Genomic DNA, 15873 nt, shown 5'->3' with positions numbered 1-15873 from the left:
TCCTCTCATCATAATATCTCCAGTGCCCCGTTTAATGTATACTTTTTGCCTTTTGTAGTTTTTAACTGCAGTAGTCTATCGCCGTACCGGATCGTACAAGTGTTGCCGGCAGTTGATAATACACTTACCCGGTTCAGCTTGCCTCCGCTCCACCCTATTTCAAACAAGAATCCACCTCTTGCACGAATGCCTTTTATTTCTCCGGTGGGGAGGGCTGAAGGCAGCGCAGGCAAAAGGTCGATGAACTTCGTATGGCTTTGCAGCAGCATCTCACCGATACCTGCCGCACCCCCAAAATTGCCATCAATCTGGAATGGGGGGTGCGCATCAAACAGGTTTTGGTACGATCCTGCTCCACCTGTCCATGCCGGCGAGATCAGCATCTGGATGAGCTTGTAAGCGTGATCACCATCTTTGAACCGCGACCAGAAGTTGATTTTCCAGGCAAGGCTCCAACCTGTGGCTGCGTCCCCACGTTGAAGTAGCGACTGCATGGCTGCCTTCATCAGTTCGGGGCTTTCATCCCAGTTGATTTCATTTCCCGGGTACATGCCCCAAAGGTGAGACACGTGCCGGTGATTGTCTTTGGGATCATCTTTGTCTTCGAGCCATTCCTGTAGCTGCCCGTGTTTACCAACCTGGTTAGGAGCAATACGTTTATACCTGGCTGCAAGTGTATCGCGAAAAGCTTTGTCTACTTTTAAAATGTCGGCGGCTGCAATCACATTTTTAAACAAGTCTCGTATGATCTGGTGATCCATTGTTGGCCCGGCAACGAGTCCGCCATGCTCTGGTGAGTTTGAAGGGGTACTGATGAGCCAACCCGTTTTTGGATCTGTAACAAGGAAGCTGTTAAAAAACATCGCGGCTTGTTTCATAACCGGGTATGCCCTTGTTTGCAGGAATTGCTGGTCCTGTGTAAAGCGATAATGCTCCCAAAGGTGATGGCACATCCATGCGCCACCTGTTACCCAGATACCATGGTTTGCCGCGTTGATTGGTGCCGATCCGCGCCACAAATCGGTATTGTGGTGAAGCACCCAACCCGGAGCATTGTAGTGAACCTGCGCGGTTTTGCTACCCGTTTCTGCGAGTTCATCTATCATCTTAAAAAGTGGCTCGTGCATAGGCGAAAGGTTGAGCAACTCTGCCGGCCAGTAATTCATTTCAGCGTTGATGTTGGTGGTATACTTACTCCCCCATGGTGGTGTAAGCAGGTCGTTCCAGATACCTTGCAGGTTAGCCGGACCTGTTCCGGGACGCGAAGCTGAGATCAGGAGGTATCGCCCATATTGAAGGTAGAGCGCAACAAAGGACGGGTCCGTTGTTTTTGCAAATTGAACAATGCGTTCATTTGTTGGCAGCTGTTCATTTCCGCTTCCCAGGCTTATAGATAGCGTATTGAAGTACTGCTGGTATTCGCGGATGTGCGCGTCTTTAACCTGGCTGTAAGTTTTCGAAGCAAGGCCTTTGAGGGCGTATTTGCAGGCGACAGCCGGATCACCTGAAACATCTTTAAAGCTCTTGTAGTTGGTGCCGGCCGTAAGGTAAAGGGTTACTTCATCTGCGTTTTTAACAATGATCCTGTCACCGGTTATTGTTGCCGTTCCTTTTATGTTTTTTATGTGTAAATAACTTTCGCCTTTTAGCGCACCGTGGCGTACCTGCAGTGATAAGCCGAGTGTTTTATCATCAATCTTCCTGGTCGAATAATTTTTGTGCGGACTGTTCAACAGGGTTTCGAAACTTAAGCTGCCGGGCTTCGAAGCGGTCAGGTGAACCACAATCGCCTGGTTGGGCTGGCTTGCAAAATATTCGCGGGTATAGGTTATTCCGTTTGATGTGAAAGTTGTTCGCACCATGGCGTTCTTGAGATCGAGCTCGCGGCGGTATTGGGTGGCGCTGGGTTGTTGGGGAAAGCGCAGATAAATATCGCCGAATGGTTGATAGTCGGCTTGGTACCTTGGTACGGCTGGAGGTGCATCGTCCTGAACATGATATTTCCAGGGCCTGTTGAGTGAAATACCGTTGGCAACAGCGCCGCCCTCAGGGTATATTCCAATGTGCCGCGACGTGTCTTTATAACCCGCGATTCCGCCCTTATCGTAGTAATTGATTACCTGTATGGCAATCACGTTTTTACCCTTTACGAGGTTGGCAGCAGGTATCGTGTATTTGCGGGGATCGGTGCTATTCATTGTTCCAACCAGCTTTCCGTTTACATAGGTAAAGTCCTGGTCGCGAACACGGTTCAGGTCCAGTACGAGGGATTTACCCGACCAGTCTGCGGGCAGATCAAACGTGGTTCTAAACCAGACTGCACCATCAATTTCCATCCCTACGGTTTCCCAACCTTCGTAGGTTGGTACCTGCAGCGTTTTCCATTTGCTATCGTCGTAATCAGCCAGTGAAGGATTGCCCTGCATTCCTTCCAGGGATCGCATTTTGTTCAGCCAGGTGGTCCTGTCGCCCTCATTACTCTTGCGTCCCATAAACTTTTCTTCAGCAAGGTTTTCTGCTTCGTTTTGTTTACCCGCGGCAAGCAGTTTCCTGATGGGGTCGAGATAGGTCGCCGCCCCGGCACGTGTATAATCACGCGGCTCGCCTGTCCAGAGGGTCTCTTCGTTAAACTGGATCCTGTCCTCAACTGTTCCGCCAAAGATCATTGCACCAAGGCGGCCATTACCAACGGGCAATGCTTCGGTCCACTTTACTGCCGGCTCGCGGTACCAGAGCTTAAGCTCCTGTGCCCGGGTGCAAACGGCAGTTAACAGGATGATGGTTGTAAGAAGTGCTTTAAGGTTCATTTGTATGTGGGTACAGGGTATTGAGGTATTATTGTATTAAGGTATAGGGAGAAGGTGGCTCTATTCGACAACTACATTTTCAGCAACACTGGCGTCCTTGATCAAAGGTTTTCCTACGTGGTTGAACCTATTGCCTTTTATGGTCACGTTTTGCGTTTTATCGCCTTTGAGCGAGAGAAAAACATCGGTACCTTTTACTGCAGCGCAATTGTATATAAATAAGTCTTGCACATTTGTAAGGTCTAGTACCGGTTTACCTTGCATTGGCTTAAGTGTGTTTAGGCCATCTATTGTTAACCCGCTGATGTTCTCACCAATCAGGGACGAGCCCGTAGTTGTGTTGATGCGTACGTTATGAAATGCAATGTTCGTTGCTTCTTTAATGGTTGCCCCTGTTTTCGATTCAAACTGTATGTCGTTGAAGGTGATGTCGTCAACCGGCATTTCTGCAAGACCATTAATGAAAATGGCCTGGTTGGTTTGAGCAGTGATGTTGCTGAAATGGATGTTCCTGAAAATGGGTGTACGTTCCGACACCGGTTCTGGCTGTGTTCGCGCATACTGCAGGTCGAGTACAATAGCCTGGTCCTTTATGTTCTTCATGATGATGTTGTCTACGCGAATGTCTTCCACTACCCCACCCCGTCCACGTGCCGACTTAATGCGTATACCACGATCGGTTCCGTCGAATACACAATTGCTGATCGTAATCTTTTTTACATCGCCACTCATCTCACTACCGATAACCACCCCGCCATGTCCCGAAAGCATGGTGCAGTTAGTAATGGTATAATTCTCGGCTGGAGTGGCCATCTTTCTGCCTGCACGATCTTTCCCCGATTTAATGGTGATACAATCATCACCTACGCTGATATGGCAATTTGATATGTGCACATATTTGCAAGACTCAGGATTTATGCCATCGGTGTTGGGCGAATGCGGATTATTAATGGTAACACCGGTAATGGTTACGTTTTCACAAAACTCCGGGTTCACCGTCCAGAATGGCGAATTGATAATGGTGATACCCTCGATCAGTACGTTTTTACAATACATGGGCTGAATAAAAGGCGGACGTAGAAAACCACGTTCAACCCAGCCTTTCAAATCGGGCCTGAGAATATCTTTATTCAAACTATCAAACATCAACTCCCACTTGGATCGTGGTTTTTTCTCGTCGTAGCCTTCCGAAAAGTCCCACCATTTTTTACCGTGACCATTGATCAGGCCGCGACCACGAATGGTGATGTTTTCTGCTTTGTAAGCGTAGAAGAGTGGTGAAAAATTCACGACGTCGGTGCCTTCCCAACGGCTCTGAACCATCGGCAGGTAATTGTCGAAATTGTCGCTAAAATGGAGTTCAGCACCCGCATCAATAAAAATGGTGATGTTGCTCTTCAGGTGTATGGGACCGGTCAGGTATTTTCCAGCCGGAAAATAAACGGTTCCCCCACCTTTCTTTGAAGCAGCTGCAATGGCGGCAGCAATTGCCTTTGTGGCAATCCGGCTGCTATCATTTTTTGCACCATAGGTTATTACGTTATAAAACTGTTGTGCATTGGTGGTTATGGCAAGCAAACTAAGCAGCGATATGTAGAGGCATTTGAACATGCGGACGAAATAGTTATGAGTTATGAATTAAGAATTATGAGTTTCTGCGTTATGTTAAATGAAAATGATTAAGAGTTATGAATTAAGTGTTATGAGTGTGGTGTTATCAGTTCCCATTTTGCATTTTGCATTTTTAATTTCACATTTTCTTTGGGCCAAGCGATTGATTTTCTATTTAACTTTTCTTGCGTCGCACACTTGTACTTTTTAATCTTCTCTCAGCAAATCCGTTCTCCTGCAAATTCACGAGATTGGAACCAAAGGATATGAGAGATGAGTGATGAGACTGAATCCGATTTTAAACGTTGTGAATTTTAAATTTTCCATGTTTCATTTCTTAACGCCATCCCCCAAGCTGATGAATACCCATTTAACTCACTTTTTACTTTTTACTTCTACATCTTTGCTCTAATGGCTCCAACCGTTTTGCCCTTATAGATTTGCCTGCCATCTGCGAAAATCATAAAGCCCTTTCCCTTGTTGTATCTGGTGCCCGTTTTATCATATAAGATCGTGAGCAGCTTGCCATGATAAGGTATCTTGTCGACACAGAACCAATCCCATTTATCCCTTGGTATCAGCGGCTTTAATTCGACTATATTATCGGCCCTGGGTTTTAATCCAACAAGATCACTGATGATGAGATCGGCGAATGCAGAGTGATTGTAGTAACTGCTGCGTGGATTATCTCCTTTTAACCAATAACCTGTTTTTTCATCCTGGTATTCGCCAAGGTAGGGCAAACCGTTTTTTTGGTGCGACCATGCATATTTGTGCAGTTCGTCGTAAAAGATATTGCTGTTCATCGTTCCCTTCTGCTTGTAATTGCTCAGGAGGTTTGCCAGTCCGCGAAGCGTTTGCGTAGTAGCAAATGGCCAAACAGCACCATCCCACTCACAGCCATGCCCTGACCCATGGGTACGAAATTCCGGGTGTCTTATTTCTGCCGTTGTAAGTCCCCACGGGGCACGAAAACCTGTCGTATCCGAAAGTTGATCCCATTGCTTCGCATACTTTGCTTTATCATCTGGCAGGTTGAAATACCATGGAATAAAACCAATTGCTTCCCGTGCCTTTGCGAATTTTCCGTTTTCATGTCGTACCTCAAAAAACGCAGAGGTATCGTTCCATAGATAGTCCTGAACGATAGACTTCAACTGAGTGGCTTTGCGTTCATACTTTTGAACAAGGCTGTCGTTACCTACAAGTTTTGCCATGGCTACCATTGCACGCGCATTGCCGTACATATAACTGTTGATGGTAGGTCGAACGTTTTTTTCTTTACGTCCGCCACTGATTGACTCCTCCATGGCATCCCTGACATCGAACTGCCAGAATTTGCCATCGGGCAATTGCTTTTCCTGTTCCCACAAGTTATAGTCGGCATTTAGCTCAAGCAGGTTTTGTTCAATGAAGCCCTTGTCGCTGTTTACCAGGTAGCGGTTGTAAATAGCATCCTGCAACCAGCTGCTAAATGCATGCAGGTGGGGTTTCGGTGTTTGCTTATCAACATATAACCAAAAACGGATATAGTCATTCATGTATTTCTGATCGATCAGCCAACGTCCCTCGTAGATGTGGTGCCCTAACGCGCTGCTGATGGTATTGTGCTTACCACCATGGTTCATAGGGGTGATAAACTCTGTGAACACATATCCGTCAGGTGTTTGTTTCAGGTGTTTGCGTACCGCCCACCAGCGGTAATAATAAATTTTTGTAAGGGTGGTATCAGGACTTTCGAACAACGGGATATTTGCAGACATCCAGCTAATGGCCTGACTGTTGGGTACATGGTTCTTTACTGTTTCCGTATCGATGGCATTGAAGTAAGAAACATATTTCACGAGTTTGTCGGTGCTCAAGACCGTGCCGGCCCCCTGCGCAAACAAGCCAGATGTTATGATGATAAGAGAGGTGACCAGGATATAACCTTTCAACCATGCTTTCTGATGCAATCCTTTCATGTTTTCTAATGTTTTAAAGTCGCTGTACCCGGTAACTACTATTATTCAAAAAGCCAGTCGAGTTCTTTTTTAACGCCACCAGGTATGAGGCCCGCATCGTATGCGGCGAAATTTTGAGAACCATCAATAAAGCCGAGCACCAGGCAGGCGCCTTTACCCAGCGTTAATGTATTTGTTCCCGGTTTGAAGCTATAAGTGTGAATGTTTACCGGGGGCATTCCCGAAACCAATATTGCATTGGCAATTTTGATTTCAGCCTGCCCATAGTCGTTTGCACTGGCATCTGTTTCCAGCTGCGGTGGTTGCAAGAACAAACTGCCCTTTGCATTAAAGAAACCGACCATAACCTTCACCGGTTTTGGATTGGTGAAACGTATGGTTGTGCCTTCACTGATCTGCTTCGACTTCGAAAGTTTTAAAGCATTGAGTTCCTTTAGTTCTTCCGCAAAGTCTTTGATATATGTGGCGGTATCGCTGAACAACTCCTTACCCGCACCTACAGAAAAGTACGATTGTGGTGGAGTGAGCAACTGAACATCGGCATTTTTAAATGCTGCTTTTTTGTTAACCGTGGTACTAGTTTTCGGTGCCCTTAAAGAGTCGAGGTTTTGTTTGAAATGAGCAAGCTCCTGTTCATAAAACGGCAGTAGTTCAACCCAGGTTTTATTAGTGCCAGTGTCGCCGCCAACAGGTATTTTCCGTTGTTGGGTCTGCATACTGTTTGCATACAGGTAAGTGCCAGCCGTAAGCCTGGCCAGTGTTCGATACCAATCCAGGCTCTTCTCAAGATGTGGTAATGCCTTCTGCAGATCTGCAAGTTCGTTGGAGTATTTATAACGCAAAACATACAAGGCAGCCAAGGCTTTTTCAGCAAAATTGTTTGCAAGAGCGTTGTAACAATACATGTCGTTTTTGATGCGTTCAAACTCCTGTCTGTTCCCCTTGAAAGTTTTGCCTGCAGCTTCAATTGCATCTACTGCTTTGCGGCCGTGCTCTTTCACTTCACGGATTATCTGGACCGGTGTTTCGCCAATATGTGCTTCTTTCTTCCACTCCTTTTCAGCGTATTCCGTTAACATCTCGCCCTCAGGACCTTCGGAGTTGTAGAGTAGTGTAAATAAGCCATACCGATATGGATTAATCAGCTGGGTCATCAGCATTCCGAGGGTAAGTGTCTGGCGGTTTCCATCGGTGATGCCAAAACGCCGAAGCAGTTTTGGTGCAATCTCGCCGGACTGTTCGTAAGCTTCTAAAATGTTTGCGCCTGTTGCATCGTTGCTGCGGTAAGTACCACCGATAAGCTTGCCCCAGTAAGCCTTTTCCTGTTCGCGGTCGCGATGGCAGTTCCATGCGTATCGTGCCCATGCCTTATACCATATCCAGTCGCGTTCTACCTGCAGCAAACGCGGCGATGTTTTATCAGCGGTATATGGCCAGTCCCAGTATGAAGACTCGGGGTATAGGTGAAGTCCGTTGCCCTCGTGAACCCTGTGCATGGCCAGAACTGACTTTTGAATGAAGTCGGCAGAGCCATAACGAAATGGTTCGAGGTTGGCGAGTATATGTACATTTTCGATCTGCACGGTACCAATGCGACTAAGGCTGCGATGCAGTTCGGCCCAGGGTCCGCGTGGTGTATAGGTAGTAAGTGCCTCACCGTTGTACTTTGCTTCAGTGTATAAATTCTTGTATAAAGGAAGTGAAGCTTTCATTACGGCAGGTGCATCCGTATCGTGGGCGCGTAGTACAATCGGCGGTTCATCCGTTTCACCAAGAGCCTTAAGGCCATCTTTTACACCCGGGATAATGGTTCTGGTAAACCAGTCGATATCATCCTGGCCAACCCCTTCCATTGCCTCTCCAAGCGCAACCATCAAACCAACGTTCGGGTACTTTTGAACAAAAGCAGCAATTGATTTCCTGGTATAGTCGGCAATCAGGGGAACGATTGGCCGGTTACGGTCCTGCGTTTTGATGTTGTGGTGTTCTGCAAAAGGTTTTGATACAATGATGTTATAAAACATCTGGATAACCCAGATGCCGCGTTTGTCTGCTTCGTGGGTAAGAAAACTATAGAGCTCTTCGTTCTTTTTAAATGTGGCTTCATCCACTTCAAGTGCATAGGGATAATCCTTTAACCTGACCAATGAAGCAAAAGGATGACCGTTCCATAGATAAAGCGAATTCATGCGATTCTCCACCATTGAATCGAGGTATTGAATCCAGCGTTTTTTGTCGTAAAGCCACGGGAAAGATTCAGGAGAATAAGGGTATTCGTAAACACCACGCCCGGGCAGGTAAGTTGGTTTCTGCACACCGATACAAGCTCCGCGCAACACCATCTCCGGTTGGTCGGAAAACGATATTACAGCGGGTAACCTGCCAGAGGTTTTAACTCTATCGGCAAGTTCGAGGCAGCCATATAAAGCACCTGAGTGATCGCTCCCTGTTATGATGATATTATTGTTTTGAACAGAGGATATGGTGAAACCTTCTTTGCCCGGAAGTTTACCTGAAGCCATCATGCTGCCAGTCCAGGTTTTAAGTAGAGGTTCGTTCTTTAAGCCAATGATGATATTAGGTGCTGGTGACTTGCTATCTTTTTTTCCGGTACGCACAACATAGCCTGCCTGCTGAAGTGCAAGGGTTAGTTTTTGTACACCAAATCGAATTCGTTCCGATGCGCTATCGCCAACAACTATCGTTACAGGCAGTGGTTTTCCTTTGTTGAATTGTGCAATTGAAACTCCTTGAGCGATAAAAAAAGCGGATATAAAAAGATACAAGAATCGTGTAACAAGCATCGGCAAATGTTATTTGGTAAAATTAGGAAGCACCTACTACTATTGGCGCCCGGAATGGTAAACTCTTATTAAAAGTGAATTAGAATAAAACATGTTTACGAAACATCAACGAACACTTAGAGCTTATTTCCAGCAGGCGCCTGGAGGCAAAACGTAGGGCCTGATGCCATGAAACATTGCTGTTGAACCGAGCCCGTCCGAATGGATAGCCGGGCGGACGTGGCAACGATGTCTCCACAATGATTTTTAGCTGGCTACCAAAAGAAAAACTTAGCCCCGTGATGTAGTTGATTATTGATCTATTCTCCTGCAAGTTCGTTGAGGTAGATCTCAAGCATTGTATAGCCGTTCTTTAGTTTGTTGCGGTCTGCAGCATTGTTGATGTCGAGCCCATACTTCGATTCCCATACATCCGGCATACCGTCTTTATCGGTATCAACAGGTGCCGCAGTGCTTGTGTAAGTTGCCCAGCCACCAACAGCCATTGGACTATCGATGATACCTGGCTTACCAAACACACCCATGCCCGATGCCTTTGTTGTTCTCACTTCATCAACCACACGCTTGTCGGTTGCGTCGCGGCGCGGCATTGTGGCACCTGCTTTCTCCAGTACGCGATTGTAAGCGGTTGTAGCTGACTCAGCCGGCAAGCCCTGGCTGATTTCAAAGGAGCGGCTTGCACGTGCCTTCGATTGCAGTTGTGCGGGCACTTGATCTAAGTCGACACCTTTCCAGTTATTCTTTGTGAGTTGGCGATTACCTTCCATGATGTTGCCTTGCAGGTACCATTGGCCGACACCCCTGGAGTCTTTACCCGCATCGAGCGCCTGGATGAATTTATGAACACCCGGTGTAGCAGGACCAGGTTTATAGTAGTTGCCGACCATGTTCACTTGTGATACCCCATTCGGAATTTTTATGTCGCCACCGTAAGCTGCATTAGGATTGCCCCAATTATATATGACGTTGTTCCTATAGTCCACGAGTGCAACCGTATCATGCGCACGGCTGCCATTGAACCGTACCGCCCTGCTGTTTTGGTGAGCGATGAGGTTATGGTGATAGGAAGCGTACTGACCGCCCCAAACCCCGCCATATGAACGATGACCTTTGGCGTGGCCGGCTTCGTAAAGGCCCTCGCTGATGATGGACCATTGTACGGTAGTGTTTTTAATGTCGTACATGGCGGCACATTCTTCATTGGCCCAACTGAACGAACAGTGGTCGATAATTACTGTATGGCAATTTTCCATGTCAAAGCCATAAAGCCCGGTTTTTAGTGTGCCACCGGGACGCGAGCGTAGATAACGAATGATGATATTGCCCTTATTACCGCCTTTACCGGCACCACTTACAATAAACGAATGATCTTTCAGGCAAATGCCGTCGCCGGGAGCAGTTTGACCGGCAATAGTTACATCGGAACGCTTTAACACCAATGCAGATTTTAGCGCAATGATGCCCGATACATCGAATACAACGGTAAGGGGCTCCCCGGGATATTGCTCCAATGCAGACCTGAAGCTTCCGGGCCCGCTATCATCGAGGTTGGTAACTTTTGCCACCTGGCCACCTCTGCCGCCACTGGCATATTTGCCAAAACCTTCTGCACCGGGAAAGGCGAGTGTTTGTGCTACGGCTCCGGCTGAAATCAACAAGAGGTTTATCGCTACCATGACCGATACAAGACCGCGTGATTTAAACAATTTAATGCGTGAGAAGAGAAAAGGCTTGAGTAGCGATAAAGCGGAAGAATTAATCATATGGGCAATTGTTTATCGAGCTGTTCGCCAGCTTTTCTGCCGTAGACCAGGTCAGGATTATACTTAAAGGCCGGAATTTAGGCTGTAAACGTTGACCAACCATCATGCGCTTTCATGATAAAAAATGGGATGTTGTTTAACAGGGATAAAAAAAGCAGTGCGATTTGCCGCGATGTATTATTGGCTCAACTGTGCCAGTAATTCTAATGATGGAAACTCCGGCTGTTTTAGCGTGGGTACGAGTTTGATAATTCCTTCTTTTTTTTATCGGGAAACCGGGATGGGGATGCGAATTCGAAGTTGATTTTTATCGGTTTGTAACAGGTAGTTACCAGCACCTTACGCATCAATTTAAATTTGTTATCAAAAGATTAAAACGTTTCAAGTATCGAAAAATATAAATATATACCTTCAGCGCCCAAATACTATGAAATTACCAGCCACATATCCAGACATATTGGTAAAATCGGGTGCATGTTTTTTTCTTGCTTTGAATGAAGCGGGAGAATTGTTGTTTGCAAACGATTACTTCCGCAATATTTTTTCCCCACCTGATCTTCCTGTTAAGTTTAGCGACCTGGTTCAACAAGGTGGTGATGCATTGGTTTTAAAAGCTATTGACGAGGTATTGCATCATCCTGTAGCATCGGCGCCGTTTGAACTCGTTTTGAGGAAAAAAGACGGGACAACCGTACATACGCAATGGGAAATGCATAGGCCGACCCCGGGGAGTTTACCTGGTGAGGTGCAGGCAATCGGGACCATTCAATCAGCGCCGGCAACACACCAGCCTTTAATGTCCGACCAGGATAATAGAATCGTATCAGAGGAACGTATTACCCGTGTGTTGGAAAGTATATCTGATGGTTTTTTCAGGCTGGACGTGAACTATAACATATTATACTGGAATTATAAGGCAGAGGAAGTTTTTAGAGTAAAACGCGAGGAGATCATAGGCCGCAACTTTTGGGAACAATATAAAGAGGCATTATCATTACAATTTTACCCTGGCTTTAAAGAGGCTTTCAGCAAACATGCGTCGGTTCATTTCCAGGAATATTTTCCACCGCTACAAATATGGTTTGATGTAAATGCCTATTGGTTCGACGATGTTTTATCTGTGTTTTTTACAGATATAACGGAAAAGAAGAAGTCGGACCAGGAAGTACGCACCATCAATGAAAGGTTGAAAGTGGTGGAGAAAGCCACAAAAGATGTAATATGGGACTGGGACCTGGTGAATAACCGTGTAATCTGGAACGACAATGTGATGTCGATGTTTGGTTATGTACCAGAGAACGTAAATGGGAATACCCGTTGGTGGTTTGACAATCTACACCCGGATGATCGTAAACGTGTAATCGGCAATTTAAAGCGACACATTCGGGAACAACTTGTTAACTGGCAGAATGAATACCGCTTCAGGTGTGCAAATGGTGCGTATAAATATGTTTATGACCGTGGGTTTGCTATATACGCTCAATCCCAGCGGCCCTCGCGAATGATTGGCACCATGCAAGACCTTACAGAAAGAAAAGCAAGTGAGTTTATACTGAAAAAGCTTAATAATTCGTTGGAGAAGCGCGCCAAAGAACTGGCAGCTTCCAATGATGAGCTAGAGCGCTTCGCTTATGTGACTTCCCATGACTTACAGGAGCCGCTCAGAATGGTTACCAGCTTTCTGCAACTTTTGCAAAAAAGGTACCGCGACAAACTGGATGCGAAGGCACATGAATACATTGGGTTTGCCGTAGACGGAGCAGAAAGAATGAAGGGATTGATATTGGACCTACTTGAATATTCAAGGGTAAACACCAATAAAAGTGAGTTAGAGCAGGTAGACCTGAATGAAGTGGCTGCAAACGTTTTGCTTACTTATAAACAATTGCTTAGCGAAACAGATGGAAGCATAGATATAACATCGCTGCCGATGATTAAAGGCAATCGGACACAGCTTACGCAATTGTTACAAAATTTGATTGGGAATGCCTTGAAGTATCGCCGCGCTGAGCCACCCAGGATCCAGGTTACGGTTGAAGAACACCCGCAGGAATTTGAATTTGCGGTTATTGATAACGGTATTGGGATAGAGGAACGTTTTTACCATAAGATATTCGTCATTTTTCAACGGCTCCATCATAAAAACGAATATTCGGGTACAGGTATCGGCCTGGCCATTTGTAAAAAGATCATTGAAAAACATGGTGGAAGAATTTGGGTTGAGTCGGAACCCGGAGAAGGCAGCACCTTTTATTTCACCCTTCCAAAATAAAGCTCATGCATGAGGTAAAGATTTTACTTATTGAAGATAATGACGGAGATATTGTATTAACACTGGAAGCTTTATACGATGCGCGTTTAAAAAATGAAGTAAAGGTGATCAAAGATGGGGCGGCAGCAATTGAGTTTTTTGCAAGTGCCACAAAGGAAGAACTTCCCGACCTCATTCTGCTCGATATTAACTTACCCAAGATTGATGGTAAGGAGGTGTTGCAATATGTGAAAAGCAATCCCGAGTTGAAAAGAATACCAGTGGTAATGCTGACCACTTCTTCAGCTCAAAGCGATATTACAGACTCTTATAACGGTCATGCAAACTGTTACATTACCAAACCTGTTGATCTTAACAAATTTTTTGACCTGGTTAAAGTGATTGAAGATTTTTGGATAACCATTGTTAAGTTACCCGGAAAATAATAGCATGCAACATTCAAGTTTTCATGTTCTTGTTGTAGAAGACAATATGGGTGACTTCGTTCTTGTAAACGAGTACCTCGAAGAAACCATGCCCCAGGCGGAAGTATCGCATGCGCAAACCCTCCGGCAGGCAATTACACTAATTGAACAGCATCAGTTTAACGTAATCCTACTTGACCTTTCGTTACCGGATGGCGAAGGGATTACATCATTTCACGAAGTCCATTCAAAGGCTATACAGGTTCCCATAATTGTGCTTACCGGTCTCGGAAACATGGATCTTGCCCTTGAAACGGTAAAGCAGGGAGCACAGGATTACATTGTAAAAGACGATACCAACCCTGCCATGCTTGCCAAAAGCATACAGTACGCGGTGGAACGCAAAAAGATTTTTGAGCACCTGAAAGCGTCGGAGGAACAGTATAAATACCTGTTTCAAAGTAATCCATTGCCCATGTGGGCGCTTTGTAAGAAAACGCATCACTTCCTGATGGTGAATGATGCAGCTATTGAACAATACGGCTATACGGAATCTGAGTTTTTGAACATGCGGCTGGAAGATGTGTGCATGGCCTACGAGTGTTCGCCGGATAATGAAGGACTTTTTGAACTTAAAACCGAAGGCAATATTTTTCTGCAGGAGGCCATTCACACCAGGAAAAATGGTCAGCGACTCGATGTTGAAATGGTCCATCACAACATTGTGGTTGAACATAATGCCGCCATATTAGTCGTGGTGTACGACGTAACGGAACAAAAAAAGGCAAAGCAGTTACTTCGCGAAAGCGAGCAGATGTTCCGGACGATTTCGGAGAACTTTCCAAACGGAGCCGTGGCAATTCTGGATCGCGAGCTTAAGTATGAATACACTGCAGGCAAGGAGTTTCATGTTCCGGAAGTAGACTCCTCGTATTTTCAGAATAGCATTTATACTGCGCACTTCCCTGTTGATATCCAGGCAAATGTTCGTGAGAACCTTGAAAAGGTTTTTGATGGTGAGTCCGTTGTTTTTGAAGCAACTTACGACCACTCCAGTTATATGATCAGTGCAACCCCGTTGTTTGAGCCGGATAATTCCATCAGCAAAATCGTACTGGCGTCGCAAAACATATCGCGGCAGAAAGAGGAAGAACAGCAGCTCAGGTTGCTGGAGTCGGTTATTACCAACACCAATGATGCAATCGTGATTTCCAAGGCATCAAACGTAAGCGTAGGTCACCCGATTGTTTATGTAAACCGCGCTTTTACAAAAATGACCGGGTATACCGCCGAAGAGATCATCGGCAAATCGGCACATATCCTCAGGGGAGATGCCACCGACGACGAGCAACTGGCAAAGTTGCGCGACTCTGAAGAACGGGGAGATCCCTGTGAAGTAGAAGTGCTGAACTATAAGAAGGATGGTACCAGGTTTTGGTGCCAGTTTACCGTTGTACCCGTTTGTAATGTAAACGGAGATTGTACACACTGGATCTCTGTGCAACGTGATGTAAGTATGCGAAAGCGCAATGAACGCGAAAAGGAATTGTTGATCGAAGAATTAACCCGGACCAATATCGACCTCCGGCAGTTTTCGTATATCACGTCGCATAACCTGCGTGCACCACTCTCGAATCTGCTGGGGATAATCCGATTGCTTGATGTGTCAACCATAACGGATCCCATGACCTCACTCCTCGTTGAGAATTTTAAGCAATCAACCGTGCAGTTGAATGAGACCGTTAATGACCTCATTAACGTGCTCATCATAAAAAACAACGTTAACGTTAAGAAGGAAAAACTGGACCTCACAAAAACGTTTGAGAAGGTTGCTAAATCGGTGCAAAACATGATTGAAGAGTTTGATATCAGCATGGATATCGACTTTAGCGAGGCAAATGAACTCGACATGAACCGGACCTATCTTGAAAGTATCCTGCTGAACCTGTTGACAAATGCGATCAAGTACCGATCGCAGGAGGTTCGTCCGCGGCTGAATATCTACACCCGCAAATACGTTGACTCGGTAAGACTCTACTTTGGTGATAACGGACTTGGAATTGATCTCGACAGATACAAGGACCGGATTTTCGGACTTTACCAGCGTTTTCATGATCACTCCGACAGCAAAGGCCTTGGATTGTACATTATTAATTCTCAAATAACTGCTATGGGTGGAAGCATTGAGGTAAAAAGTAAAGTAGGCAAAGGAACCACCTTCATCCTGACCTTCAAAAGAGAAAGTTGA

The 15873-nt window shown here is 45.7% G+C and carries 8 protein-coding genes; 3 read left to right on the top strand and 5 right to left on the bottom strand.

Going from position 1 to position 15873, the window contains the following annotated elements; genetic code table 11:
• Positions 1-8: 8 nt before the first annotated feature.
• The 5 genes from EXU57_RS01740 to EXU57_RS01720 all read right to left on the bottom strand — a co-directional run bounded on the left by EXU57_RS01740 (position 9) and on the right by EXU57_RS01720 (position 10949).
• A complete protein-coding gene (locus tag EXU57_RS01740; RefSeq protein WP_133266434.1) occupies positions 9-2807 on the bottom strand; it encodes a glycosyl hydrolase family 95 catalytic domain-containing protein in 2799 nt (932 codons plus the stop codon).
• 60 nt (positions 2808-2867) lie between these two features.
• Positions 2868-4418 (bottom strand): glycoside hydrolase family 28 protein, encoded by a 1551-nt coding sequence (locus EXU57_RS01735; protein ID WP_133266433.1) that lies wholly within the window; start codon positions 4416-4418, stop codon positions 2868-2870.
• Positions 4419-4813: 395 nt separating this feature from the next.
• Positions 4814-6382: an MGH1-like glycoside hydrolase domain-containing protein gene (locus EXU57_RS01730; RefSeq protein ID WP_133266432.1), complete on the bottom strand. Its 1569-nt coding sequence runs from the start codon at positions 6380-6382 to the stop codon at positions 4814-4816.
• A 41-nt stretch (positions 6383-6423) separates the two neighbouring features.
• Positions 6424-9186, bottom strand: coding sequence for a hypothetical protein (locus EXU57_RS01725; RefSeq protein ID WP_133266431.1), 2763 nt, complete (start codon positions 9184-9186; stop codon positions 6424-6426).
• 299 nt (positions 9187-9485) lie between these two features.
• Positions 9486-10949 (bottom strand): polysaccharide lyase family 1 protein, encoded by a 1464-nt coding sequence (locus EXU57_RS01720; RefSeq protein ID WP_133266430.1) that lies wholly within the window; start codon positions 10947-10949, stop codon positions 9486-9488.
• 427 nt (positions 10950-11376) lie between these two features.
• On the opposite strand from EXU57_RS01720, the gene EXU57_RS01715 reads away from it, so the two are divergent.
• Genes EXU57_RS01715 through EXU57_RS01705 form a run of 3 tightly spaced genes read left to right on the top strand, consistent with a single transcriptional unit; the run spans position 11377 to position 15873 of the window.
• On the top strand, positions 11377-13221 hold the full coding sequence (locus EXU57_RS01715) for a sensor histidine kinase (protein ID WP_133266429.1): 1845 nt from the start codon (positions 11377-11379) through the stop codon (positions 13219-13221).
• Positions 13222-13226: 5 nt separating this feature from the next.
• On the top strand, positions 13227-13646 hold the full coding sequence (locus EXU57_RS01710; protein WP_133266428.1) for a response regulator: 420 nt from the start codon (positions 13227-13229) through the stop codon (positions 13644-13646).
• A gap of 4 nt (positions 13647-13650) precedes the next feature.
• Positions 13651-15873 (top strand): PAS domain S-box protein, encoded by a 2223-nt coding sequence (locus EXU57_RS01705; protein WP_133266427.1) that lies wholly within the window; start codon positions 13651-13653, stop codon positions 15871-15873.

The sequence above is a fragment of the Segetibacter sp. 3557_3 genome, from assembly GCF_004354985.1.
In the GTDB taxonomy this organism is placed as follows: Bacteria; Bacteroidota; Bacteroidia; order Chitinophagales; family Chitinophagaceae; genus Segetibacter.
The sequence above is the reverse complement of the archived record's forward strand: the minus strand, read 5'-3'. Positions and strand labels throughout refer to the sequence as shown.

Bases quoted from the DNA above. Each gene is read 5' to 3' on its own strand.
- EXU57_RS01740 (WP_133266434.1), bottom strand. From the start codon at position 2,807: ATGAACCTTAAAGCACTTCTTACAACCATCATCCTGTTAACTGCCGTT.
- EXU57_RS01730 (WP_133266432.1), bottom strand. From the start codon at position 6,382: ATGAAAGGATTGCATCAGAAAGCATGGTTGAAAGGTTATATCCTGGTC.
- EXU57_RS01725 (WP_133266431.1), bottom strand. From the start codon at position 9,186: ATGCTTGTTACACGATTCTTGTATCTTTTTATATCCGCTTTTTTTATC.
- EXU57_RS01715 (WP_133266429.1), top strand. From the start codon at position 11,377: ATGAAATTACCAGCCACATATCCAGACATATTGGTAAAATCGGGTGCA.
- EXU57_RS01705 (WP_133266427.1), top strand. From the start codon at position 13,651: ATGCAACATTCAAGTTTTCATGTTCTTGTTGTAGAAGACAATATGGGT.
- EXU57_RS01710 (WP_133266428.1), top strand. From the start codon at position 13,227: ATGCATGAGGTAAAGATTTTACTTATTGAAGATAATGACGGAGATATT.
- EXU57_RS01735 (WP_133266433.1), bottom strand. From the start codon at position 4,418: ATGTTCAAATGCCTCTACATATCGCTGCTTAGTTTGCTTGCCATAACC.
- EXU57_RS01720 (WP_133266430.1), bottom strand. From the start codon at position 10,949: ATGATTAATTCTTCCGCTTTATCGCTACTCAAGCCTTTTCTCTTCTCA.